The sequence below is a fragment of the Ensifer sp. ENS06 genome (assembly GCF_014852205.1).
GTDB classification, from domain to species: Bacteria; Pseudomonadota; Alphaproteobacteria; order Rhizobiales; family Rhizobiaceae; genus Ensifer; species Ensifer adhaerens.
The window spans coordinates 125,452-148,361 of the sequence record NZ_JACVBC010000016.1; the positions used below are offsets into that span (position 1 = coordinate 125,452).

Below are 22,910 nucleotides of genomic sequence, written 5' to 3' on the forward strand. Positions count from 1 at the left end.
GGAGTACCGCTTCGGAACTAGTTCCGCGAATCTCCGTAGGCGAGGTCCCGGACGATATCCCAGGTGAAAATCCCGGAGTCCACGGCATCCGTACCGGCGAGATCGACCACGAACGTGCGCTCTCCGCTTGCTTCATTGTGGGTCTTCGCCTCTACCCCTTGCAATCGCCCTCCCGAACTTGTCGCTCGTTTTTCTTCTCCGCGCAACTGTCGCTGAACGGGCCGACGCGGCCATTTGTTCGCCGGCTTGTCGCAAGAACACGCGATCAATAGGTGCAGCACATCCCTCCTCTGCGTCTTTGTCACGTGTTGCGGCTTGAAGAAGCCGGGCACGTCAGCATGCGCCTGTCGTGCCGATTGCAACAGGCGTATGCTTCCAAACGGGGCCATCGTGGCCGAAAATCTCAGGCCGCAAAGATAACCGCGTTGCACTTTGCAACTAGTGAGGAACCTTCTGCTCAATGGCCGAAAAACACATTCATCGCCGCCTCGCCGCTATCGTCGTCGCGGACGTTGTTGGCTACTCCCGATTGATGGAGGAGGATGAAATCGCCACGCTCGCAGCGCTGAAGGAGCGTCGGACGACAATCCTCCAGCCTATCGTAGGTGCGCATGGCGGCCGCATCGTCAAATTGATGGGTGACGGTGTTCTCATTGAGTTTCCAAGCGCGGTCAATGCCTTGGCCGGAGCGATTGAGTTGCAGCGGAAGATGCAGGCCGCCAATGCTGCCTTGCCCGAGACGCGCCATGTCGTCTTGCGCATCGGAATCAATCTCGGCGATGTCCTGATAGATGGCAGCGACCTTTATGGCGATGGCGTCAACATCGCCGCCCGGCTACAAAGCCTTGCCGACCCAGGCGCCATCTACCTGTCCGCGGCGATCCACGACCAAGTCAAGCGGAAGCTCGCGCTCAGCTTCGATGATCTCGGCCCGAAATCCCTGAAAAATATCGCCGAGGAAGTTCATGTATATCGTGTGCTCTACGACCCCGCAGCCTTGAAGGTCTACGGACAAGATACAGAGTTGTCTCTGCCTGCGCGGCCGTCCCTCGCCGTGCTACCGTTCACCAACTTCAGCGGTCAGCCCGAACAGGACGTGTTCACGGATGGTTTGACAGAAGACCTGATCACCGACCTTTCCAGAAATCCCGGCTTGTTCGTCATTGCCCGGCATTCGACGTTTGCTTACAAGGGAAAATCACCTGACGTTCGAGCAGTCGCACGCGAACTGGGTGTTCGCTACATCTTGGAAGGCAGCGCTCGTCGCGCCGGCGGTCGCGTGCGCATCAACGTCCAACTCATCGATGCCGCTTGCGGCGATCACATCTGGGCCGAACGTTTCGACCGAAATCTCGAAGACATTTTCGGTCTCCAGGACGAAGTCACAGACAAGATTGTCGAGGCCCTCGTTGGACGCTTGGCGCGACCACCGTCACGCAAACGTCCGAAGAGCTTGGAAGCATATGATCTTTGTGTCAGGGGGCGAATTCTGATCTCAGCGTTCAACAGTTCCCCAGAAGCGCTGCGCGAGGCCAAGATACTCTTGAACCACGCAGTCTCCATCGATGCCGAGTATGGAGAGGCATTTCGTTGTCTGGCTTTTGTTTATTGGCAATTATGGGCGCAAGGCATCGAACCCACCCAAGAGAACCGCTCAAGGGCCTTTGAGCTAGCTCACAAAGCAGTTGCGTTGGACGAAGGCGATGCTGCCAGTCACTGGTTCGTCGGATATCTATGGGCTTACGAAAAACGCTGGTCCGAATCTGATCAAGCCTTCGCAACCACCTTTACGCTGGAACCAAACAATGCAGATGCCCTAGCCATCCGTTCAGAACTTGTGGCCTTCGCTGGGCGCGGATCGGAAGCGGTCGAACTGGCCCAAAGGGCGCTTCGGCTCAACCCGCACCCGCCAGGCTGGTACTATTGGCAACTTGGATTCGCCCATTACGCTGCTTGCCAATATGAAGAAGCCGTCAAGATCTTGCGCATGGAGGCGATTTACCGCAGCCCCTCACGCCGCATACTGGCGGCCAGCCTTGCCCAACTCGGTCGCACAGACGAGGCAATGCGGGAAGCAGCACTTTTCATGGCAATGGCTCCGAAATTCACCATCTCCCACTGGGCCGCGGCCCAACCTGCTCGCGATCCACAAACAGTCCAGCGCTTTATCGAAGGCTATCGCATGGCCGGATTGCCAGAGTGAAGAAAGCCGAGGTTTCGCGGCGGATCGAGCGGCAAACACCGAACGTCGAGCATTACCAGGAGGAAGACCGGTGCGCGCGAGATTTGCGGTCGCCTGATCGAACGTGCGCCGCCTAGGCACAACGCTCTCGAGCCATGAGAGCGCGTCCGCAGCAGGTAACGTTAGTCAGACTATCTTGGCCGGTGCCAATAGCTTGGCTTGCTCCGGCCGCGCTGAGGTGGTCCAGCATTGCTTTCACGAGAGGTTGGGACGCGGGACGGTTGGATCGACCGTCCTAAACGCTTGCTCGTAGCCGCAGGAAATTCAGCCTCGCGCCGGTGGTAAGCTGGGAATCCGGACATGCGATGATTAGGGCTGGATCTCTCGTGCCATATGACAATGGCGCTAACTCAATCCTTTTCCCGCGGTGCCAGGGCTTCGTTTCTCGGTGACTTGAAATTTGTCATAACTTTCAACGTTGCGAACGTGACGATCGATAGAACGATGGCGGTATCGTAGGATCCGAGCCCCACGGCGACGCCGATTGCGCCGGTCGCCCAGATGCTCGCCGCCGTGGCGGTCCCGCGAGTGCCGAGCTTGCCGACAAGGATTGCGCCGCCACCGATGAAACCGACACCGTTGATCAGACCTTCAACCACGCGCGCGGTGGCCTCGGCGTTGCCAAGTATGACCGTCTCTGCAGCCTGTATAAACCCACATGCGGCGATGGCGACCAACGGAAATGTGCGAAGACCAGCGCTTCGTTCGTTTTGTTCGCGATCCCAGCCGATCGGCAGAGCAAGGATGTAGGCCACCATCAAAGCTGCCAGATGCGGAAAAATGTCGAGTTTCACACCAACAGATAAAAGCCAATCCGTCACACGTACTTCCCCTTAAATGTCGCAGCCGATCAATTGAAGCGCCGACGAGAATGGCCTGCGCAACGGCTGTTTTCGCCAGGTCTCGACCTGAGGTTCAATTGCCGTGGCGGCGGATAACGCCAGCAGCGCGTCTGGAATTATGAGGCGATCAGCGGAAAGACGTTTTCCTGCCCGTTGAAAAGATGAGCGATCGCGCCAAGCCGCCGCATCACCGATTTCATGAGGTAATCTCAGGCGACAAAGATGACAGGCCACGTCGGCCCGCCAATACCTACATCCGCACTTTGGCGTTTTCGCCCATGTCCGGTTTGGCGCTGGTGACGGCTGCCGCTACCATCTTGATGTAGCTGATCACAGTGCCGGGACTGTCCCAGTATTCTGCCGAGCTTGGCGTAACTTTGAGAATGCGAATGGAGGGATCGTCGGGGCTGTCCCACCATGCCTTGGCAGGAGTTGACCAGAGATCCCGGATCTTCTCGCGGTCATTCTGTACCTCGGCTACGCCCGAAATCGACACATACTTTTGCTTCTTCGTGTCGGCGAAAGCCAGGCAGACATTTGGATGGCGCGCGACCTCGTCATCTTTGTGGCTCTTGACGTCGGTCAAGAAATACAGGGCGTTCTCAACCCGCTCGATGTAGGCCGACATTGGCCTGGCCTTAAGGTCCGCGCCGGATTGAGTGGTGAGCATGCAGAACCCGATCTTTTCGGCAAGGTCCCAGACCTCGCCGTTGTCGTCCTCGATGTAAGTCATACGCTTTTCTCCTTTGAGCCAAAGAAAACGACGGCTCTGGAATGACAATCCACGAAACCGGCTCACCTTGCCGGAGCGACAACTGCAGAGGTTGCGCCGCGGCCAGCCGCGCCATTTTAAAGGGCGCGGCCGCCCCTTGGCGATTAGGCCGCCTTGGATCGCTTCGATGTTTTGTTGATCGACGTCACGGCGAGGTTGGTGAGCTTGTTGTTCGTAGCCTTCTCCTGGTCGAGAATCTCGCTCAGAAGTTTGTGCGCCTCATCATGACCAAGATCCTTGGCCCACTCACGAAGAGAGCCATAGCGCGCGATCTCGTAGTGCTCGACAGCTTGGCAAGCGGCCAGTAGTCCGGCATCGAGAGCTGTTCCTTCGGCCTCTTTCATCAAACCGTCGGCCTCCTTGATCAGCCCTTCGATGGCATCGCATTTTTCACCAGACGCCGTCTTGCCGATCGACTTGAAAACCTGCTCCAATTTCTTGATTTGGTCTTTGGTTTCCGAGAGGTGTTCTTCGGCCGCTTTTTTCAGTTCAGCGCTGGTGGCTGCCTTAGCAACCTTTGGAAGTGCCTTGGTGATGGCGTTCTCAGCGAAATAGATATCCTGCAGTGTATGCTCGAAAATTTCAGCCAGCGATTTCAATGGTTCTCTCCTTGGCAGGTGAATGCAGGAGAGAAAGCATTTTACGGAGGAATCGTTCCACTTCTCGTCGCCAAACCATACCATCCGTACGATCGGCACATTTAATCGCGGCGGGCGATCAGAAGCCTCGACACCTACAAACTTGAAAAGAAGCACTGATGATGAGGGCTCACGCACGACCCTTTCAGAGCGCAAACCGCCGGGATCGTTCATGAGACGATGGGGTAGCGCAATTCGCTCACCTGGTCGGTAGGATAAATTCATGCCTTGGAGAACACTACGAACTCGGCGTGAAGAGTTCAGTTGTTCGCACCCGCAAAGACCAGAACACTGGAAGCAATTAAGAACATCTCAAATCTTCGCAGCATCGGGAACAAGCATGGCTGTGCCCCGTTTTGTCGTAAACCCGCTGTAGGCCACGACATCGCACGCAGGCCTGACCATGGATCGTTTCTTTGCAAGGTTCGCCACCGCAACCGCACACGCAACAGGCAGCCCGCTTGCCTTCATCGTCTGTGTGATCACGGTTCTTGCTTGGGCACTGTCGGGCCCCTTCTTTGGCTTCTCCGAGACGTGGCAACTAGTGATAAACACGGGAACAACGATCGTCACGTTCCTCATGGTGTTTCTCATTCAAAATACCCAAAATCGAGATGGGGCGGCGCTGCAGGCCAAACTCGACGAAATCATATTGTTTACGGATGCCGAAAACGAATTCGTCGGTATCGAGAAACTGACGGACAAGGAGCTACAGGAGCTGCATGCTCGATGCGAGAAGGCTGCCCAGCGCTCGCATGCAATGCTTCAGAGCGCCCATGCCGAACGACACGCAAGAGAAAATCGGTCGAAGCCGGCCTTCAATCGAGAGGATATCGAGAATCCGTCTCAAGCAAGCACCTCGGGTCGTTGATAAATGTGGCCCAGTGTCGGACGCCGACAGGCGCGAGTTGTTCTCCATGATCCATGGCGGTCGTAGATGTTCATCCAAGCGACCATTGCGAACGCGATAGCTATCGTGCGGAGGGCAGTAAATTCGGCTTGTTGATCATTATCCCGAAGCCGCCATCATCGTCTGAAAGGAACTCTAAGGAATACCGATCACGACTATCTCGTTCGTTGTCAAAGGGGCAGAGGACGGCTTCTCAGTCCCGCAATATGCAGCCGTCTTCAGCTGCGAGCTAGACGGCCTCAAGGCCACCGAACCGGAACGAACGAAAATCTACTACCTGAATTGAGCAATCAGATGAAAACGTTAGCGATCACCACGGCCGCCATCCTGATGAGCGCTGCATCCAGCTTTGCGCAGTGCAAAGCGAAAGTCGGCACCACAGTCAGCATCGTCAGTGCTCGAAACAGAACACAACGTGCATCACTCTAACCCCCGGTCTTCCGGGGTTTTTTCGTAGCAGCCAACCCGTTATAAGGTTTTGGCAAAGACTTATAACATTGACAAGGCCGCGCATCGTTATAAGGTCTTGGCAGCGACTTATAACAGCGGTGAGATGAGCCAAGATGACTTGATCAGCAGAAGGAAACGGAGCTTCGACCAAGTGATGGCCGAACTTGTCGCCGAGAGGGCCGGCGCACTCGATAAGGAAACACCAATGATGAAAGAGATCGACATCAGCTATCGGACGATGTTCGCGGAGCTGGCGCAACGGACGCTCGATGCTCAATTCGTGGCGGACTTCCCCTTGGAGGGATGGTTCGTGAGCGTGACCGTCAAAGATCGCAATTACTGGTATTTTGATCTCCCTACCCCCGAGGGCAAAGACAAGCGAAGCTACGTCGGTCCCGCGAGCGACGAAGCGATCACGGAGCGGGTGAAGGCCCACAAGGAAATCAAGGACAAAATCCGGGAGCGGAGGCGCATGGTGAGCACGCTGCGCCGCGCTGGCCTCCCCGGCCCCGATCAGTTTGCGGGCGACGTCACGAAAGCCCTAGCCGACGCCGGATTGTTTCGGTTGCGGGCCGTGCTTATCGGGTCAGTCGCATTCAGCACCTATGCGGGGATGCTAGGCGTCCGCCTTCCCTCGGCGGTTATGCAGACAGGCGACGCGGACTTCGCGCAGGACTTCGCAATCTCGGCTGGGGTCCAAGACAGCCTGCCGCCTATCCTCGAAATCCTCAAGTCGGTCGATCCCGACTTCCGAGCGGTTCCGCACCAGGCTGACAAAGCCAAGGTGGTGGCCTTCCAGAACGCCAAGGGTTATCGGGTGGAGTTCCCGACTGGAAACCGAGGATCGGACGAATATACTGGCAAGCCGTCGCCCATGCCCGCCCTCGGCGGCGCGTCGGCGGAAAACCTCCGGTTCTTGGACTATCTCATCTACGAGCCCGTCCGGACGGTGCTTCTCTTCCGCGAGGGCGTGAACGTCCTTGTCCCCGCTCCCGAGAGGTATGCCGTCCACAAGCTGATCGTGTCTTCGCGTAGGCTGACGGACACGCTAGGACGCGTGAAGGCGGACAAAGACCTGTCGCAGGCCGCCTTGCTCTTCGAAGCGCTTGTGGAGACGCGCCACGGGGACGAACTGGCCGATGCGTGGGAGGAAGCATGGGAACGTGGAGATGCGTGGAAAGAGGGCATTGTCAGCGGCCTATCGAGACTGCCCAAGAACGGAGTGAAAGCCCTCGAAAAGGTTCTCGGTCCCGAGGTGGTGGAAAGCCTGCTGAAAAGGTGATCGACAGATGAACGCGAACCTTAGCCCTTACGACCCCGGCCCTCGCCAGCGTTGCGGCAAGCCGTCGGAAGTCGTCCTGAAGGTCAGCCAGCAAGTCGTGAACGGCGAGGACAAGCATCTGCCGGATCGCCGGCTGTGCCTCGGTCTGCTGCGAGATCGAGAGGAAAGAGCTTTGGGAAGCGGGAGTAGGGCCTCGAGAACCTCTCAAGGCCGCCGACGCATGCGGGCGCGGTTTCGTACGACAGACAAAAGCACGGTCGATTGCCGGCGATGGTTCAGACCGCCTCATCATCCCTTGCCGTCAGAGTTTATCCCTTTTCAAGCAAGCGAGCTGTGCGGTTACGAGCAAAGACATTAGCGATCGGATGTGAGTTATCGGGATGGGCGAGAGTTGCTTGAGTTGCGAGATTACGTCGGGAAGACGAACAGTCCCTGGAGGCGCGGTCCAAGAAACACGCTTTTTCCATGCTCACCAGGACGTCGCCTATCCAATCCCCGGGCAAATCGTCGTCACCGCAAAGAGGCATTTTTGCTTTTTGACGGAAATGAGCCAAGCCGAAACATCGGAATTTCTGCCACTGGTCCAACGCATTAGACGTGAGCAGGAGCGCCAACTGGGTATCGAGCACGTGTATTACATCTACAATGAAGACACGACACACCACTTCCATCTTTGGATGGTGCCGCGCTACCCATGGATGGCACGTTTTGGAAAATCGATCGAGGCGGTGCGACCCGCCTTGCGCCACGCGCGTGAGCAAATGAGTTCTGAACACCACTTGGCCGCAGTAGCAGAAGCGGCCGCAAAGCTGAGGGAAAGCTTGGCCCGAGAGGTGGAAGGTGACTGACAAAGCGAACGACGCGCAGTTAGCCCCAACCGACGTGCGCCGTCCTTGGGCGGTCGTCAAGTTAGTCCCTTGGGATCAGAAACAGACGCCGACCTCACTCAACCAATTCCGATGGACACTGTGACCGGTATTTAAGGCCTGAAACGACCGCTTCGGTCGCACGCGAAGCCCTTCCGCCACGTCATCGCTCCCAACCAAAATCTCGCACGTTTCCTAGATCGTCCGCAATCCAAGGATGTTTCTAATTCAGATATAGACAACCACAGGTGCAGATGATTATATCTTTGAAGGTTGTATTCTTCGTTTTCTCTACTAATAGGAGCATTCTTTGGAAGATGCAAGTTTAATCATCAAGATCATATTGGGGTTCAGCGTGATAATAGCGGCGGTTCTGGTTCTCTTGATGCTAGCCCCTGCTTAAGCCCCTTCCCCAACGAATAGCGGCGTCGAAACCAAAATCCGACAACTTAAAAGCCGAGTTTCAGGTCAGGGTCCGCCGTTCCGCGGATTTTGCGAAAGGCAGACCCGAAATCGTCGTCGAGTGCGGAGACCTCGCATCGCGCTGCAGACAACGCGAACAACCGATTGACGCCTAGGTGAAGATATCGATAAAACGCCCCATCGAATTTGCTCGCTAGCTTTGGTTATAGCGCAATTGGCTTCGCGCTCTGAACGAACCTTCCTTTCAAAATCGCTATCAGGCCTCAAGTTTCGCGCGGAGGCTCCCAGTATCCTACGGAAGGGCTCGTCATGATTGCCGGCACAGTCAAATGCTCCAGATAAGGCCTTGGCGTCATCCAACATGCAACGGCGGCGTCGGCCGGTCTGCCGCTATTCCGCCGGCGAACGCGCTGCTATGAGCGATCACGTCGAAGGCCGAAACATGATTTCGAAGGCGAGCGAGATCTCGGCCCAAAATCCCAGTTTGCCTGTTGCGTCCATAGCAATGTCTCAAGGCGACTATGTCACACAATCAACTAGGAAGACGCCTTGAAGAATTCCAGAGTCAGCCCGCTTTCCGGCCACGGCGCGGCAGCAACCGTCGACCGTGAAAAAGCCTGGCTAAAGATCCTGTCCACCTATCGACAGCCGCATATCGGCCGCAGCACCTTCGAGCTGACGGCGACCCTTGTGCCATTTGTTCTGCTGTGGGCAGGAGCTTGGGTCTGTTTGCACTTCGAGTACTGGCTCGGCGTGGTCCTTATCGTCCCTGTTGCGGCGGGATTTCTCCTGCGCTTGTTCATGCTGCAACATGACTGCGGACATGGTTCGTTTTTCGGGCGGCGCAGCCTGGATGACTGGACGGGCCGAATGATCAGCGTTTTGACACTAACGCCTTATGACTACTGGCGCCGCGCCCATGCCGTACACCATGCTTCGGCAGGCAACCTCGACGAGCGAGGTGTCGGTGACATCACCACGCTTACCGTTGCCGAATACGACGCCCTCACGCCAGGAGGACGGGTTCGTTACCGCCTCTACCGGCATCCGCTCGTGATGTTCGGCATCGGTCCCGCCTGGCTCTTCCTGTTCAAGCAAAGGTTGCCGTTCGGAATGATGCGCTCTGGCGCTCTTCCGTGGGTTTCCACCATGGCAACGAATGTGGCGATTGCCGCACTCTCGGGCATTCTTATCTGGGCAGTGGGTGTCGCACCGTTCCTCCTGATCCATCTGCCGATCGTCCTTCTTGCTGGGGCTGCAGGTGTCTGGTTGTTTTATGTCCAGCACCAGTTCGAAGACACGCACTGGTCAAGGCCACCCGAGTGGACGTTCCAATACGCGGCCATGCATGGCGCCTCGCACTACGATCTGCCGCAGCCCTTGCGCTGGATCACCGGCAATATCGGCATGCACCATCTCCATCACCTGTCGAGCCGAGTTCCCTTCTACAGGCTTCCTGAGGTCATACGTGATCATCCTGAACTGGGAGATATGGGCCGCATCACCATCAGGCAAAGCCTGGGCTTGGTGAAGCTCGTCCTTTGGGACGAGGCCTCCCACCGACTGATATCATTTCGAGAAGCAGACGCGCGCGAAACTGTGGCACGATCGGCTTTGCCGACACCTGCTTGAGCGCACCAGGCGCCGGCCGCGGCACGCGGCCAGCCCCCGTTCTCCCCCGGCTTGACCCGTCAAAAGAGCCGCTCGCCAAGAGGTTCAGCGTAGCGCCCGCCAGCGTCCAGGAACGTTATCCAACTAGCCGCTCCGGTCGCTTTCATCGCACCATCGTCGCGCCCAGGCTCCATCGCCTGCTTGCAACGGGTCGACCTCACGGTTTTTTTGCTGATCGACAAAGCAAGACCGCTCGAAATGTTAATTTGGACAGCTCCGTCTAGCTGCACAGCGTATTGCGGCAGCACGCCTGCAGTTTAGAGAACCGTTTTCACCAAGCGCGGATCACTTTAACAATCGCACAATGCTCCTCGGCGCCGTACCCCGCGTCTGTAGCGTTGCGAAAGAGATCAGAGGCAAAGGCGGGAAACGCGGTGTTGATGTTCAAATCATCCGCTATCTCGACGAGCCGCGTGATATCCACGCCGACCGACCTGATGGTGCTTTGGGGATCAGCAAATCGGTTTCCTTCGATGGCTCGACCCATGTGGCGCAGGTCGTCCGCAAACATCGGTGACAGGCTAGCTATTGTTTCGCCAAATTCCGCGACATCCATTCCTTCCGCAGCACACATCGCCGCCCCGTGGCTGAAGCCAATCCAGTGCCCGGCAAAATAGGCAAGAGCCGCATTAAAGAGAACCTTTGCGCGGCTTATATCGTTTCCGACGTGAGTAAGATTTGGAGCGAGCAGCCTTAAGCTCGCTTCGAGCGAGGTGAAGACACTTTCTCGTCCGGCGATAACGATCGAGGCCTCAGGTCCACCGATCTGACTTGGCCAGGCAGAAATCGCGCCGTCAAGATAGCTTCCTCCGCGGTTCGCCACCCATTCTTCAAGCTGACGCGCTTGCTTCGGCGTGCCCGACGTGAGTTGCACGACGGTCTTTCCTTGGAGCAAGTCTGTCGCGCATGCGTCGAGGACCATCGAGGTTGCCGCGTAGTCTGACAGGCAGACGATAAGTGTGCTGCTGGCGGCAATAGCAGCGGACGGCGTTTCCGCCCTCGACGCGCCGAGGTGCTCCAAGGCCTCTGCCTTGCCTGGAGTTCGGTTCCAGACTGTAACGCTCCTTCCCGAAGTTATAAGCGCTTTGGCGAGCGCGCTGCCCATGCGCCCCAGCCCGATGACAGCTACTTCACTCATCACTTCACCCTTGACCGGTTAGTTACACTATGTAACTTACATATTGTAACTTTAGGTGCAAGGGGTAACCGTGAAGCTCAAGAAAGATATGCGTCGCGAACAAATGCTTGATGTCGCGATGCAAATTGTCCGGGATCAGGGCGCGGATGAACTGACGCTCGGGACCTTGGCTGCAAAAGCAGGGGTCAGTCGTCCGATCGCTTACGGACACTTTTCTACCCGGTCCGGACTTTTGCTGGCACTGTTCAAGCGGCTGGAGGAAAACTATGTCCACCGTCTCCGCTCCGCGCTTTGCGAAGCGCCAAAGGAGCTCACCGCCGTAGCTGACATTATCAGCAAAGCATACTTCAATTGCCTTGCCGATTTTGGCCCAGAAGGTCTCGCAATATCCGCGGCGCTCAAAGGGACAGAAGAGATGGCCGCGCAGCAACGGCTCATGATTCGCGCATACATAGATTTGATGTGTAATGCCCTTCGGCCATTCTCAGAGCTGGAAGTTGGCCATATCCATCCTGTGTGCGTCGGTCTGTTAGGTGCAGCGGAGGCGCTTGCTTCCGAAACGCAAACCGGCGCGATATCTGAGCGGGTCGCCACGGCCGTTCTGGCGGCGCTCATCATCAAAGGGGTCGCAAGTGAGCCGAGCAAGGTTGGGTGAATTTTACCCATGAGGCTTGAAGCCTCAATATCCTAAACCGGCTGGCCGACGCAGGATGCATCGTCAGGCGTCAGCAGTCTTTCGCAGCCGCTACGGTCATACGGCCGATTGATGCACGACGGCTCGTATCATCCACCGAACCACCCGCGATTGCCCTCTACAGAAACGCTGCTTCGTCTATCAGCGAGCGGGTGCTGCGGCACAACAATCGACGCGGAAAGGCCAGCGTCAATAACGACTAAGCGAAGCCCCGCGCGACAGGTCGGCTGTGCACTTTTACGATGGAGCGCATGGCCCGTTGTGCATTTCCAAGGAAACCGCCCTCGCGACAGTACCCACCTTGTCCCTTGGTGTTTCCTTGGCCGTTGGTCCGAGGAGCATATTTCAGGTTTCACGCCAAGCACCCGGGAGTATGCTGACAACAGACAATTCGTACTTGCCAATCAGCAAGCAACCTCTCGGCGTTTTCGAAGGGCTGCCTCCAAGGAGGTGCACAATGAGAGCCGCGCCATCATCCATTTATCTGATTATTCTTGCGACAATCTCAGTCGGAGTCGTCCGAACGGACGCTCACCAGGCAAAGACCGGCTGGACCTATCCTCTGGCGTGCTGCAAGGCCCATGAGGCAGGTGGCGATTGTGCTGCCATCCCCGCGCCCGACATTTTGCGAGGGGCTCGTGGTTTTTCCGTTTTCTTGCATGCTGGCGACCACCACATGGCAAGACGACCGCACGTGTTCTTTATCCCCTATGGCGATGAGATCCCCTCGGGCGATGGGCAGTATCATATTTGCCTTCATCCGACGGAAGACGACGTGAACTGTTTCTTTGCCCCACCTGACAGCAGCTAATGCGAATACGCCACCCCGGAGTTCAACCGCTCGAGGTCGCCCGCGTCCGTCATTCGCGGGCGCGATATCGAGGCGGTCCTCGCTGCCGTGACCGTAACCGAAACATCGATCCGAGGTTTCGGCAAATAAAGCGCGAGTCTCGCAACCTCATAGCTCGTGCGACGATCAAGGTAGCTGCTGAAGTTGACTTCGTACCAGCAAGACCCAGGCTCATCACACGACGCGAACAATTCCACCTGAAGTCACGCAACGGGATCTTTGATTGCGGTCCTTGCTAGTGATTCTTGATTAATTGCACCCCATCGCAGAACGCAATATTTTATTGCGTCGATGAGACGGGACGTCCACGGCCAGCGCTGCCGAACAGTTTCGGGTTCCGCACCAATCCCAGATGCCGTTCGACGACACGATCCACGAGGAGACGAGCGATGGGCACAACGACACCGAACAACATCATGCAGGTCGGCATGGGGTTCTGGGCGTCCAAGGCCCTGCTCAGTGCGGTTGAACTCGGCGTCTTCACCGAGCTTGCGACTGGCCCGGCCGAACTGCCGGATCTGCAGGCCAGGCTGAAACTGCATCCCCGCTCGGCCCGCGACTTTCTCGACACCCTGGTCGCGCTGAAGCTGCTCGAACGCGAGGACGGCCGCTATCGTAATGCCCCTGACACGGACCTCTTCCTCGATAAGGCGAAGCCATCCTATATCGGCGGCATCCTCGAAATGGCCAATGCCCGGCTCTACGGTTTCTGGGGTTCGCTGACCGAAGCCCTGCACACTGGAGAACCACAGAACGAAGCCAAGCACAGCGAAGATTTCTTCGCCGCGATCTATGCGGAACCGGCACGGCTGCGCGGGTTCCTCGAGGCGATGAGCGGGATCAGCGCCGGCGCGGCGCAGGCGATCGCCGCCAGGTTCGACTGGTCGAAATACACGACCTTCGCCGATGTGGGCGCGGCGCAGGGGATGGTGCCGGTGGTGATCGCGCGAGCGCATCCGCATCTCAAGGCCATCGGCTTCGATCTGCCCGCCGTGCAGCCGATATTCGACGACTTCGTCGCCCGGCAGGGCCTTACCGACCGCATCACCTTCCAAAGCGGCAACTTCTTCGACGACCCAATGCCCAATGCGGACGTGATCGTGATGGGGCACATCCTGCACGACTGGGATCTTGCCGAAAAAAGGAAGCTCTTGGAAAAAGCGTTCGCTGCGCTGCCGAAAGGCGGAGCCGTGATCGTCTACGACGCCGTCATTGACGACGAGCGCCGCTTGAACGCCTTCGGCCTGTTGATGAGCCTGAACATGCTGATCGAGACCCGCGGCGGTTTCGATTATACCGGCGCCGACTGCCAAGCCTGGATGCGCGACGCCGGTTTTGTGTCCACGCGCGTCGAGCCGTTGCTGGGGCCGGACTCGATGGTGATCGGCTTCAAGCCCGGTTGATCGGAAACCAAACCCCGACCGTTGTTCCGCAAGACCGACCACTGGAGCAATTTCGATTGCCGGCAGCTGACAACGCCGTTGCTCAATCTGACTTTTGAACAGTCGCCGCAAAAGCGCCGCTACCAGCAGCCGACGTTTCTTGAAGTGCCGTCGGGAAAACCGAACCGCCTGCGCAATTCCCCAAGCAGCTAAACATGCAAACCCTCAAATATACCCGAGGGGGCCGCTTGACTCCCTCAGGCCGCGCCAGTATCAAGTTGTAGGCCTAACCCTACAATTGGATGCCATGCACCAGTCTCAGTCAAAACCAAGTCCCGCACTGTCGTTGTCGGATCTTCCCGCTCCCGATGTCGTCATTCGCCGGCTGAAACACCCCGGACGCTGGATCAGCGGCGGTCTCGTCATCCTGCTTCTGGCGGTGATCGGACGCGCCTTCGCCGTCGGGCAGATCCAGTGGAGGGTGGTCGGCGAGTTTCTGACGGCCGGTGTCATCATCACCGGTTTCGGCTGGACGCTGCTCATTTCGGCCTGCGCGCTGGTGCTCGGCGTGCTGCTCGGCTTTGCCTTCGGCATCATGCGGCTCTCGGAAAACCCGATCCTGCGTTTTGCCGCCTGGCTCTATGTCTGGATCTTCCGCGGTACACCGGTGCTGCTCCAGCTTCTCATCTGGTTCAACATCGCGCTGATCTTTCCGAAGCTCTACATCCCAGGTCTTATTGACGCCCGCATGGTCGATGTGGTGACACCCTTCGTCGCCGCGGTTCTCGGTCTCGGCGTCAATGAAGGGTCGTACCTCACGGAAGTCGTGCGCGGCGGTATCGGTTCGGTCGACAAGGGTCAGAAGGAGGCGGCCCACACTCTCGGCATGACGCCCGGGCAGACGATGCGGCGCATCATCCTGCCGCAGACCCTTCGGCTGATCCTGCCCGTGCTCGGCAACAGCGCGATCGGCATGCTGAAGTTCTCCTCGCTCGCCGCCACCATCGCCATGGGCGAGATGCTGAACGCGGCCCAGCGCATCTACTTCATCAACGGCGCCGTCATCGAACTGCTGTTTGTCTGCGCCGTCTGGTATCTGGCCGGAACCACGGTTCTGTCCATCGGCCAGTATTATCTCGAACGCCACTTCGGCCGCGATGCCGCAACGACAACCACCGAACGCCGCTGGTTCAAAGCCTGGGCGCGTCGTCCGGCCGTCACGGGTGAAGCATGACACTTGCAGTTAAAGCGGTCGGTATCCGCAAGAGTTTTGGCAATCACGAGGTGCTGAAGGGTCTCGACCTGGACGTCGCCTATGGCGAGGTTCTCTGCATCCTCGGACCCTCGGGCAGCGGCAAGAGCACGTTCCTGCGCTGCATCAATCACCTGGAAACACCGAATGGCGGCTACGTGTGGGTGGACGGCGCGATCATGGGCTACGAGCTCAACCGCGGCGCGCTGCAGGAATTGCCGGTCAAGCGACTGCGCGCCCAGCAGAGCCAGCTCGGCATGGTGTTCCAGCACTTCAATCTGTTTGCGCACCGCACCGTGCTCGGCAACGTCACCGAGGGACCGATGGTGGTGCGCGGTCTCAGCCGCGCCGAGGCCGAAGCCCGCGCCATGGCCCTGCTCGAGCAGGTCGGCATGGCGGCCAAGGCATCGAGCTACCCGTCGCAGCTTTCCGGTGGCCAAAAACAGCGCGTGGCAATCGCGCGGGCGCTCGCCATGGAACCGCGCGTCATGCTCTTCGACGAGCCGACCAGCGCGCTCGATCCGGAGCTCGTCGGTGAGGTGCTGGAGGTGATGCGCAATCTGGCGCGCGGCGGCACGACGATGATCGTCGTCACCCACGAAATCGGCTTCGCAAGAGAAGTCGCCGACCGCGTCGTGGTGATGATCGACGGCGAAATCCGCGAGAACGGCGCACCTCAACAGGTCCTTAGCAACCCCGGTGATGCGCGTGTGCGCAGTTTTCTGAGCCGCGTGCTTGCCTGACGACAAGAGTTCAAAAAAGGGAGAACAGGAAATGAAACGATTGCTGCCGATGGCTCTGGCGCTTGCCTCCGCCACCTTCATCAGCCTTGCCGCAGGGGCTGCTGCCCATGCCGCCGACGAGAAGCTGGCCGCCGCCCTGCCGGATGCCGTGCGCGACACCGGCAAGCTGAACGTCACGATCAGCCTTGCCTATCCGCCGATGGAATACAGCGACGCCGGCTCGACCGAACTGAAAGGCTTCGACATCGATCTTGCCAAGGCGATCGCCGAGCGCCTCGGCCTGACGGCGGAATTCCAGAACGTCGAGTTCCCGCAATTGATCCCGCAAGTGGTCACCGGCCGCTCCGACCTGATTATGACCGCCTTCTCCGACAAGGTGGAACGCCAGACGCAACTGGACTTCATCGACTACTTCAAGACCGGCAACGTCTTCTATTCGACCGCCGACCACCAGGGTGAGATCAAGGCCGAGGCCGACCTCTGCGGCAAGACGGTTGCGGTCGCGACCGGAACCAGCTGGGTCACCTGGGCGGAAAACCTTGGCAAATCCATCTGCCCGGCCGACAAGCTGATCACCGTCATTCAGATCCCGACCCAGGCCGAGCACATCATGCAGATCCGCCAGGGGCGTGCCCAGGCTTCCGTCATCGGCCTTGAAGGACTGCTCGACCTGATGAAGCAGGAGCCGGACAAATTCTACCAGATCGGTGAGGTTGGCGAGATCAACCACTACGGCATTGCCCTTGCAAAGGCCAACACGCAACTGCGCGATGCAATCAAGGGCGCGCTCGACGCCATGAAAGCCGACGGCACTTATGCACAGATCCTCGACCGCTACGGCTTGAAACAGGCGGGTGTCGAGGAGTTCAAGATAAACGGAGCCACGAAGTAACAGAACCGCGCCGGAGCCTGCCTTGACCCATCCCCCTATGCCAGACGCCTCAACCGCAACGGGCGAACGCCCTGACGATCGACTGTCGCGGCTGCGCCTCGATCTCTATTCGAGCGAGCAGCTTTACCGGCAGCTCTATCGGGCGCTGCGCGCCGCGATCCTGAGCGGCGACTTTTCCGAAGGTGAAGCCATTCCCTCGGAGAACCAGTTGCGCGACCAGTTCGGCATTGCCCGCACGACTGTGCGCAATGCGATGGCGCTTCTGGTTTCGGAGGGCCTCGTCCAGCAGGTTCGCGGCCGCGGCACAATCGTCTCGCACCGACCGATCAGCCACAACATCTGGAACTTCGGCAGCTTCACGGAGCTTGCCCGAAAACAGGGCCAGCGCCCGGTGACGCAGGTGCTGGAGCACCGGGCAGACAACGGCCAACTCGTGCTGGTGCGCGCCCGCGGGCTTGCCAACGGCGACAGCGTGACATGGCTGAACGTCGACACGTCCGAGCTCGATCTCGCCCTTTATCCCGGGCTTGATCGATACGACTTCGCGTCGCAATCCCTCTACGAGGTGTTGCGCCGCGACTATGACCGTCACCCCCTGCGTTCGGAACTGCTGTTGACCGTCGTGCCGGCTTCCGATCGCCTGCGGGAGGTCTTTGCCCCGGCGCAGGACGTGCCGGGCTACCTTTGCGCCAGCGGGGATGTGCTCGACGCGGACGACCGGTTGGTCGAGCGCACGTCGATCGTCTACTCGCCGGCAGTCCAGATGAAATTTGCAACGCGCTGGGGCCGCAAGACCGCGCCGCACGGCGTGCAGGAGACATGACATGAGCCGCTTCGGCGACACCTTTACCATCCAAAAACCGATCCTCGGCATGCTGCACCTTGCCGGTGACGGCGCTCAGGCCAAGCTTGCCCAGGCCGAAGAGGAAGCCCGCATCATGGCCGGCGAAGGCGTCGATGGGCTGGTGGTCGAGAACTATTTCGGCGATGCCGAGGATGTCGAACGGGTGCTAGAGCGGATCTTCCACCTCGACCTCGGAACGCGCATCGGTGTCAACGTCTTGCGCGACGACTCCCGCGCCTTCGCGCTCGCGCGGACCTATCCGGTCTCGTTCATCCAGGTGGATTCCGTCGCTGGCCACCTGCCGCCCGAAGCAGACGTCCCCTTTGCGACCGAACTTCAGACCCGCCGCGACGGTGTGACGGCCCTGCTCCTCGGTGGTGTCCGGTTCAAGTACCAGCCGGTCCTATCAGGCCGGCTGGAGGAGGAAGACGTGCGCATCGGTGCGTCGCGCTGCGACGGGCTGGTCGTCACCTCGGACGCGACCGGCCAGCCGACCGACTTGGAGAAGGTGGCGCGATTCCGCGCTGCGACCGGTGGCGAGACGCCGCTCCTGATCGGCGCCGGCCTCACCGAAGCCAACGCCACCGAGCAATTGGCTCAGGCCGACGGCGCCGTCGTCGGCAGCTGGTTCAAGCACGATCACAAGGACACCGGCCGGGTCGAAGCCGCCCATGTCGCAGGCTTGATGCGTGTCGTGCGCGCGATCAGGAGTGCGGCATGAACGTCGTCCACGCCCGGCCGGTGACCCCGGACAATTTTTCCCGCTACGGCCGGGTGTACGACCTGACCGGTGACACGGACGGCAAGGTCGTCTGGACTGTCGGCGACGGCTGGAACGACGGCTTTACGAAAACGCCGTTGATCGACGGCCGCGGTCATCTCGGCATCACCCGTGGCGGACAAGCGCCCTGGGACTGCCGCGCGATGGAGCGGCACCCGCTGACCGAAGAGGCGATCTTCTGTCTCGCTGAACCGGTTGTCCTTGCGGTTGCGCCGGCGTCGGATGGCGAAGCACCTGATCGCGACGAGATCGAAGCCTTCGTCATCGCGCCCGGGCAGGCTGTCGTCATGGATCGCAATGTCTGGCACGATGCCTGCCGCGGCGTTTCCGGCCCCGCACCCTATTACTGGATGGCCGTCTGCGGCCTCGGCGAAAGCCCATGGGTAGCAGTTTCGGGCGGTCCGATAAAGGTGTCGGCGGCAGCGGGCGCGGGACTAACCTTATGACTGCATTCTTCATTGGCGATGTCGCCCTCGACGAATACTACACCGCCGACCGCTGGCCCGGCCGCGCCGACAAGGGCATGGTCAAGGAGCTTCCGGCCGAAGCCGGCGGCTCCATCGCCAACGCCGCCGTCGTGCACGCCGGTCTTGGCGGCGATACGCAGTTCATATCGCTGCTCAACGACAGCCCATTGTCCGAGCGCCTGATCGCCGATCTCAGGCAAAATGGCGTCGGCGTCGATCACATGCTGATCGATCCGGCCATTCCGGAATCGCGCAACTTCATCTTCCTCGTCGAGGGCGAGCACATCGTGCTCACCGTCGAGATGGGCGAGCAGCCGATGTGGCTTTCAGGCGCCAGTCTGAAAGCGTTGCGCCAGCCGGGTTACCTCTACACCACGCTCTATCGCGTCCGCCGTCTGCACGCCAAGACGCAAAACGGCGTTCTGAAGCAAGCCGATCTCCTCAGGGACCTGCATTCCAACGGGCGCCGGGCGATCTTCGATCTCGACGTCGGCGGCTGCACGCCCGAGGACATGCCCTATCTGACCGGCGCGACTGTCGTCATCTTCAACCAGATCGGTTTCCACACCGCTTTCGGCCACGACGACATCAACCTCATCGGCGACTGGATGCGAGAGCACCAAATCGACCGAGTGGTGCGGACGCTGGCCGCCGACGGCGCGGAGGCTCGCAACCATGAAACGGTCTTGCGCGTGCCCGGCTTTACTTTGAAAGTCGTCGACGTGACTGGTGCCGGCGACACCTTTGGTGGAACGCTCACCTGGTGCCTGTCGCAGGACCAGAGCTTCGAGGAGGCGCTCGACTTCGCAGTCGCGGCCGCTTCGCGCGCCGTCACCATCCATGGCCCGCGCGCAGGCAAGGCGACACCCGAAGATGTCCTTGCCTGGCGCCGGCGGCACCGCCACCAGGATCGCTGAACTGGCCTCATGGAGCGCACACGAACCGCAGGCCCTGCGGTTCTCCCGAACCATGACAAACACAAGCGTTTGGCCGATCACGGGGCGCACCTACCCGGATTTCCCGTCGCCGTTTGCATCGATCACGACGCGTACCGGCCCACCGTCTGGTCGTGCGGCATCGGCGGGAGGCCGGGCGCAGAAGGCCATCGAAGGTAGCACGCGGCGATCGAGCCGCAGGACACTCCTCGAGCCCGTTGGTGTGTCAGCTTTGCGATATCAGTTTGCTCGAAGGGCTGCGGCGATGGTCGCATATATCGTTTCGACCTCGTCCTTGCCGATCGTCAGAGGCGGCGACAAGACGATCGTGTTTGCGACCGGACGAATGAGCACGCCGCGTTCGAAGCAGAATTCATAGACCTTCTTGGCGAGTGTCTTGCCGACGGCGGCGTTTTCGCCAAGCTCGATGCCCGCAAGCAGACCGAGGTTGCGGATGTCGACGACACCGGGCAGCCCCTTCAGGCTGTGCGCACATTGCTCCCAGTGCGGTTCGAGCCTCGCTGCCCGCTCGAAAATCCCCTCGGAAACATAAACGTCCAACGCCGCCAATCCGGCGGCGGCCGCCAGCGGATGGCCGGAATAGGTATAACCGTGGGAGAGTTCGACCGTACCTGGTGCCGCCTTTGAGGTAATCGCATCGTAGATGCGATCGCTGGCAATGACGCCGCCCATCGGAACCGCGCCATTGGTCATGCCCTTTGCCACCATCAGTAGATCGGGCTTTACCGAAAAGCGGTCGGCCGCGAAAGCATGGCCGAGCCGACCGAAACCGGTGACGACCTCGTCGAAGATCAACAGGATGCCGTGGCGCGTGCAGAGTTCGCGCAGCCGCTCGAGATAGCCGACCGGCGGAACGAGAACACCGGTCGATCCCGCGACCGGCTCAACGATGACGGCAGCAATCGTCGATGCATCGTAGGTCGCGATCATCTGCTCAAGCGCATCGGCCAGCTCTGCCCCGTGCGGCGGCTGACCGCGGCTGAAGGCGTTCTTCGCCGGATCATGCGTGTGCGGCAAATGCACCGTGCCGGGCAAGAGCATGCCGAACTGCTTCTTGTGCGGGCCCATGCCCGCAGCCGACAGGCCGCCGAAACCGACGCCGTGATAACCGCGCTGACGCCCGACGATGCGCTGGCGCTGCCCTTCACCCCTCGCATGATGGTAGGCAAGCGCGATCTTGAGCGCGGTATCGGCCGCTTCCGAGCCGGAATTGGTGAAGAACACGCGGTTCATGCCTTCTGGCGCAATCGACGTTAGCCGGTTGGCATATTCGAAGACCAGCGGATGCCCGAGGCCGAACGAGGATGCGAAGTCCAGCCGCGCCGCCTGTTTCTGGATCGCCTCCACGATGCGCGGATGGCCATGGCCAACGTTGACGCACCAAAGCCCGGCGATAGCGTCCAGCAGGCGGTGGCCGCCGCTGGTGAAGTAGTAGAGCCCTTCGGCACGGGAGATGAATTCAGCATTCACCTTGAAGTCCCGGTTGGCCGTAAATGGCATCCAGTAGGCATCAAGGTTGTTCGGGCCGGGCGTGGTGAGCGTATCCATGGCATGTGGACCTTCTGTGAATGGGCAGGGCGCGCGCGAGGCGACGGCGACCAAGGTTCAAGCGGCAATTTCGTCGCGATAGGTCGGGTAGCTCTTGAAGCTCGGATTGTCGGCCGGCAGCACCGCGAGTTCCATTTCACCTGCCGCCGGCCGCATCACGATGGTCGCGACTGTCGCCGAGACATGGCCGCGGGACGAACGATGCGGCGGACGGCAGACGGCGTAGGGATAACCAAACTTGTCAGAAAGCGCGGCTTTGACCTCGGCGACGCCGATCTTGTCGGACTTTTCGAGAATGCGGCGAACGCGCCAGTCGCGGTAAAAACTGTCCGACCAGCTTGAATGAGCCTGCTCACGCAATTTCAGAAGCGCCGTTTGGCTCTGCCAATGGTTGGCATGCACGATGAGATCGTTTTCCGGATAGATGTTGAACGCTTCGTCCGGTGCGCATTCGAAGCTGACGGCAAAGCCATCCTTGTGGCTCACGATGATGTTGTTCGACGCCGACTTCCTCGTTCCGGCAACGGCACGCATGGCCATCGCCAGATGTTCCTGTTGCAGGACCATGCGCCGGATGAGTGCTAGCGGCACGCCGTCGCCGGCAAAGTCGCGGTCGCTCTCGAGATAATTTGCCGTGACGGCGATGCCCTTGTCGTTCATGCCGCTGCGTGCAAGGCCACCGGCCTCCGTGAACGTCTGATAGGACGGACCTTCATCCGGCTTGACGCGCAAGACGATCGCCGTCTCCGCGCATTCTGCCATCCAGTCCCAGTTCTGCGCGTGCACGAGCTCTCCCGTGGCGCTGCGCTCAGGCAGGACAACGACACCGGTGCAGCCGTCGCCGGAATGCTCAGCCCTCGCAGCCTGGGTCCTTCGTGCCCTCGCAAGGATCTCAGTACGGGCATTGATGAGGACGACGTGCTCGAACGGCAAGTCCGCACCTTCGGAGATACCCTTCATCTCCACCACGAAGTTTGGGTCGAATGCCTCGATGAGCGGTACATAGCCGGCAACGATCGACTTCAGGTCGTCGGGCAAGACCCCGAGCGTCGCAAGCCGACCAGCATACAGTTCGACGCTGCGACGCACACGGTCCTTCGCCTGCTGCCCATACTGACGCCCGCGCTCGAGCGGAGTTCCTGAGATCGAAACGAACGGAAACGGTGCGGCGGTCATCTGTCTTCTCTTTCACTCTATGTTGCGTTTTGTGTCGTTAAAATGCACTATCACAAGGAATTGTCCAGAGGAAATCGAACAGCTATGTCAG

At 59.5% G+C, this 22,910-nt stretch carries 21 protein-coding genes; 15 read left to right on the forward strand and 6 right to left on the reverse strand.

The features are described 5' to 3' along the window. Window positions 1-460: 460 nt before the first annotated feature. Entirely contained in the window at window positions 461-2,203 is a 1,743-nt protein-coding gene (locus IB279_RS32400; RefSeq protein WP_060519021.1) for an adenylate/guanylate cyclase domain-containing protein, read from the forward strand. A 389-nt stretch (window positions 2,204-2,592) separates the two neighbouring features. Here IB279_RS32400 and IB279_RS32405 read toward each other — a convergent pair whose 3' ends face one another. From IB279_RS32405 to IB279_RS32415, 3 genes are all read right to left on the reverse strand, one after another. Further along, window positions 2,593-3,000, reverse strand: coding sequence for an MgtC/SapB family protein (locus IB279_RS32405; RefSeq protein WP_210333294.1), 408 nt, complete (start codon window positions 2,998-3,000; stop codon window positions 2,593-2,595). Between the two features lie 334 nt (window positions 3,001-3,334). Further along, the gene (locus IB279_RS32410) at window positions 3,335-3,817 is read right to left on the reverse strand and encodes a pyridoxamine 5'-phosphate oxidase family protein (RefSeq protein ID WP_060519017.1); all 483 of its coding nucleotides are present in this window, start codon (window positions 3,815-3,817) and stop codon (window positions 3,335-3,337) included. Window positions 3,818-3,960: 143 nt separating this feature from the next. Continuing rightward, entirely contained in the window at window positions 3,961-4,455 is a 495-nt protein-coding gene (locus tag IB279_RS32415; RefSeq protein WP_192340577.1) for a ferritin-like domain-containing protein, read from the reverse strand. Window positions 4,456-4,897: 442 nt separating this feature from the next. Between IB279_RS32415 and IB279_RS32420 the strand changes: the two genes are divergently transcribed. The 4 genes from IB279_RS32420 to IB279_RS32435 all read left to right on the forward strand — a co-directional run bounded on the left by IB279_RS32420 (window position 4,898) and on the right by IB279_RS32435 (window position 10,057). Then, entirely contained in the window at window positions 4,898-5,365 is a 468-nt protein-coding gene (locus IB279_RS32420) for a low affinity iron permease family protein (RefSeq protein WP_113188506.1), read from the forward strand. A gap of 694 nt (window positions 5,366-6,059) precedes the next feature. Beyond that, window positions 6,060-7,136 (forward strand): GSU2403 family nucleotidyltransferase fold protein, encoded by a 1,077-nt coding sequence (locus IB279_RS32425; protein WP_090427588.1) that lies wholly within the window; start codon window positions 6,060-6,062, stop codon window positions 7,134-7,136. Window positions 7,137-7,531: 395 nt separating this feature from the next. Further along, window positions 7,532-7,984, forward strand: a complete 453-nt coding sequence (locus IB279_RS32430) for an HIT family protein (protein WP_060607937.1) — start codon at window positions 7,532-7,534, stop codon at window positions 7,982-7,984. A 990-nt stretch (window positions 7,985-8,974) separates the two neighbouring features. Continuing rightward, window positions 8,975-10,057, forward strand: coding sequence for a fatty acid desaturase (locus tag IB279_RS32435; RefSeq protein ID WP_060519013.1), 1,083 nt, complete (start codon window positions 8,975-8,977; stop codon window positions 10,055-10,057). Window positions 10,058-10,367: 310 nt separating this feature from the next. Here IB279_RS32435 and IB279_RS32440 read toward each other — a convergent pair whose 3' ends face one another. Then, entirely contained in the window at window positions 10,368-11,234 is an 867-nt protein-coding gene (locus IB279_RS32440; RefSeq protein WP_089045067.1) for an NAD(P)-dependent oxidoreductase, read from the reverse strand. 70 nt (window positions 11,235-11,304) lie between these two features. Here IB279_RS32440 and IB279_RS32445 point away from each other — a divergent pair, with 70 nt between their 5' ends. The 10 genes from IB279_RS32445 to IB279_RS32490 all read left to right on the forward strand — a co-directional run bounded on the left by IB279_RS32445 (window position 11,305) and on the right by IB279_RS32490 (window position 20,056). Then, window positions 11,305-11,889, forward strand: a complete 585-nt coding sequence (locus IB279_RS32445) for a TetR/AcrR family transcriptional regulator (protein ID WP_234852818.1) — start codon at window positions 11,305-11,307, stop codon at window positions 11,887-11,889. Window positions 11,890-13,167: 1,278 nt separating this feature from the next. Next, window positions 13,168-14,181: a methyltransferase gene (locus IB279_RS32450; RefSeq protein ID WP_113188505.1), complete on the forward strand. Its 1,014-nt coding sequence runs from the start codon at window positions 13,168-13,170 to the stop codon at window positions 14,179-14,181. 21 nt (window positions 14,182-14,202) lie between these two features. Further along, the gene (locus IB279_RS32455) at window positions 14,203-14,373 is read left to right on the forward strand and encodes a hypothetical protein (protein WP_162728724.1); all 171 of its coding nucleotides are present in this window, start codon (window positions 14,203-14,205) and stop codon (window positions 14,371-14,373) included. A gap of 94 nt (window positions 14,374-14,467) precedes the next feature. Beyond that, complete coding sequence (locus IB279_RS32460; protein WP_113188504.1) at window positions 14,468-15,394, forward strand: amino acid ABC transporter permease; 927 nt, start codon at window positions 14,468-14,470, stop codon at window positions 15,392-15,394. Then, window positions 15,391-16,155 (forward strand): amino acid ABC transporter ATP-binding protein, encoded by a 765-nt coding sequence (locus IB279_RS32465; RefSeq protein WP_060519003.1) that lies wholly within the window; start codon window positions 15,391-15,393, stop codon window positions 16,153-16,155. The genes IB279_RS32460 and IB279_RS32465 overlap by 4 nt, the downstream gene beginning before the upstream one ends. Before the next feature lie 31 nt (window positions 16,156-16,186). Then, window positions 16,187-17,047, forward strand: coding sequence for an ABC transporter substrate-binding protein (locus IB279_RS32470; RefSeq protein WP_060519001.1), 861 nt, complete (start codon window positions 16,187-16,189; stop codon window positions 17,045-17,047). A 22-nt stretch (window positions 17,048-17,069) separates the two neighbouring features. After that, complete coding sequence (locus IB279_RS32475; protein WP_162741238.1) at window positions 17,070-17,870, forward strand: GntR family transcriptional regulator; 801 nt, start codon at window positions 17,070-17,072, stop codon at window positions 17,868-17,870. Between the two features lies 1 nt (window position 17,871). Then, window positions 17,872-18,612, forward strand: a complete 741-nt coding sequence (locus IB279_RS32480; protein ID WP_034803342.1) for a BtpA/SgcQ family protein — start codon at window positions 17,872-17,874, stop codon at window positions 18,610-18,612. After that, on the forward strand, window positions 18,609-19,118 hold the full coding sequence (locus tag IB279_RS32485) for an ureidoglycolate lyase (RefSeq protein WP_113188502.1): 510 nt from the start codon (window positions 18,609-18,611) through the stop codon (window positions 19,116-19,118). Before IB279_RS32480 ends, IB279_RS32485 begins: the two co-directional genes overlap by 4 nt. Then, window positions 19,115-20,056 carry a carbohydrate kinase family protein gene (locus IB279_RS32490; protein WP_162741236.1) on the forward strand — a complete coding sequence of 314 codons (942 nt, stop codon included), beginning with the start codon at window positions 19,115-19,117 and terminating at the stop codon, window positions 20,054-20,056. The genes IB279_RS32485 and IB279_RS32490 overlap by 4 nt, the downstream gene beginning before the upstream one ends. Before the next feature lie 258 nt (window positions 20,057-20,314). On the opposite strand, the gene IB279_RS32495 is transcribed toward IB279_RS32490, so the two are convergent. Then, on the reverse strand, window positions 20,315-21,643 hold the full coding sequence (locus IB279_RS32495) for an aminotransferase class III-fold pyridoxal phosphate-dependent enzyme (RefSeq protein ID WP_060518995.1): 1,329 nt from the start codon (window positions 21,641-21,643) through the stop codon (window positions 20,315-20,317). Window positions 21,644-21,700: 57 nt separating this feature from the next. After that, complete coding sequence (locus tag IB279_RS32500) at window positions 21,701-22,819, reverse strand: C45 family peptidase (RefSeq protein WP_060518993.1); 1,119 nt, start codon at window positions 22,817-22,819, stop codon at window positions 21,701-21,703. Window positions 22,820-22,910: the final 91 nt, after the last annotated feature.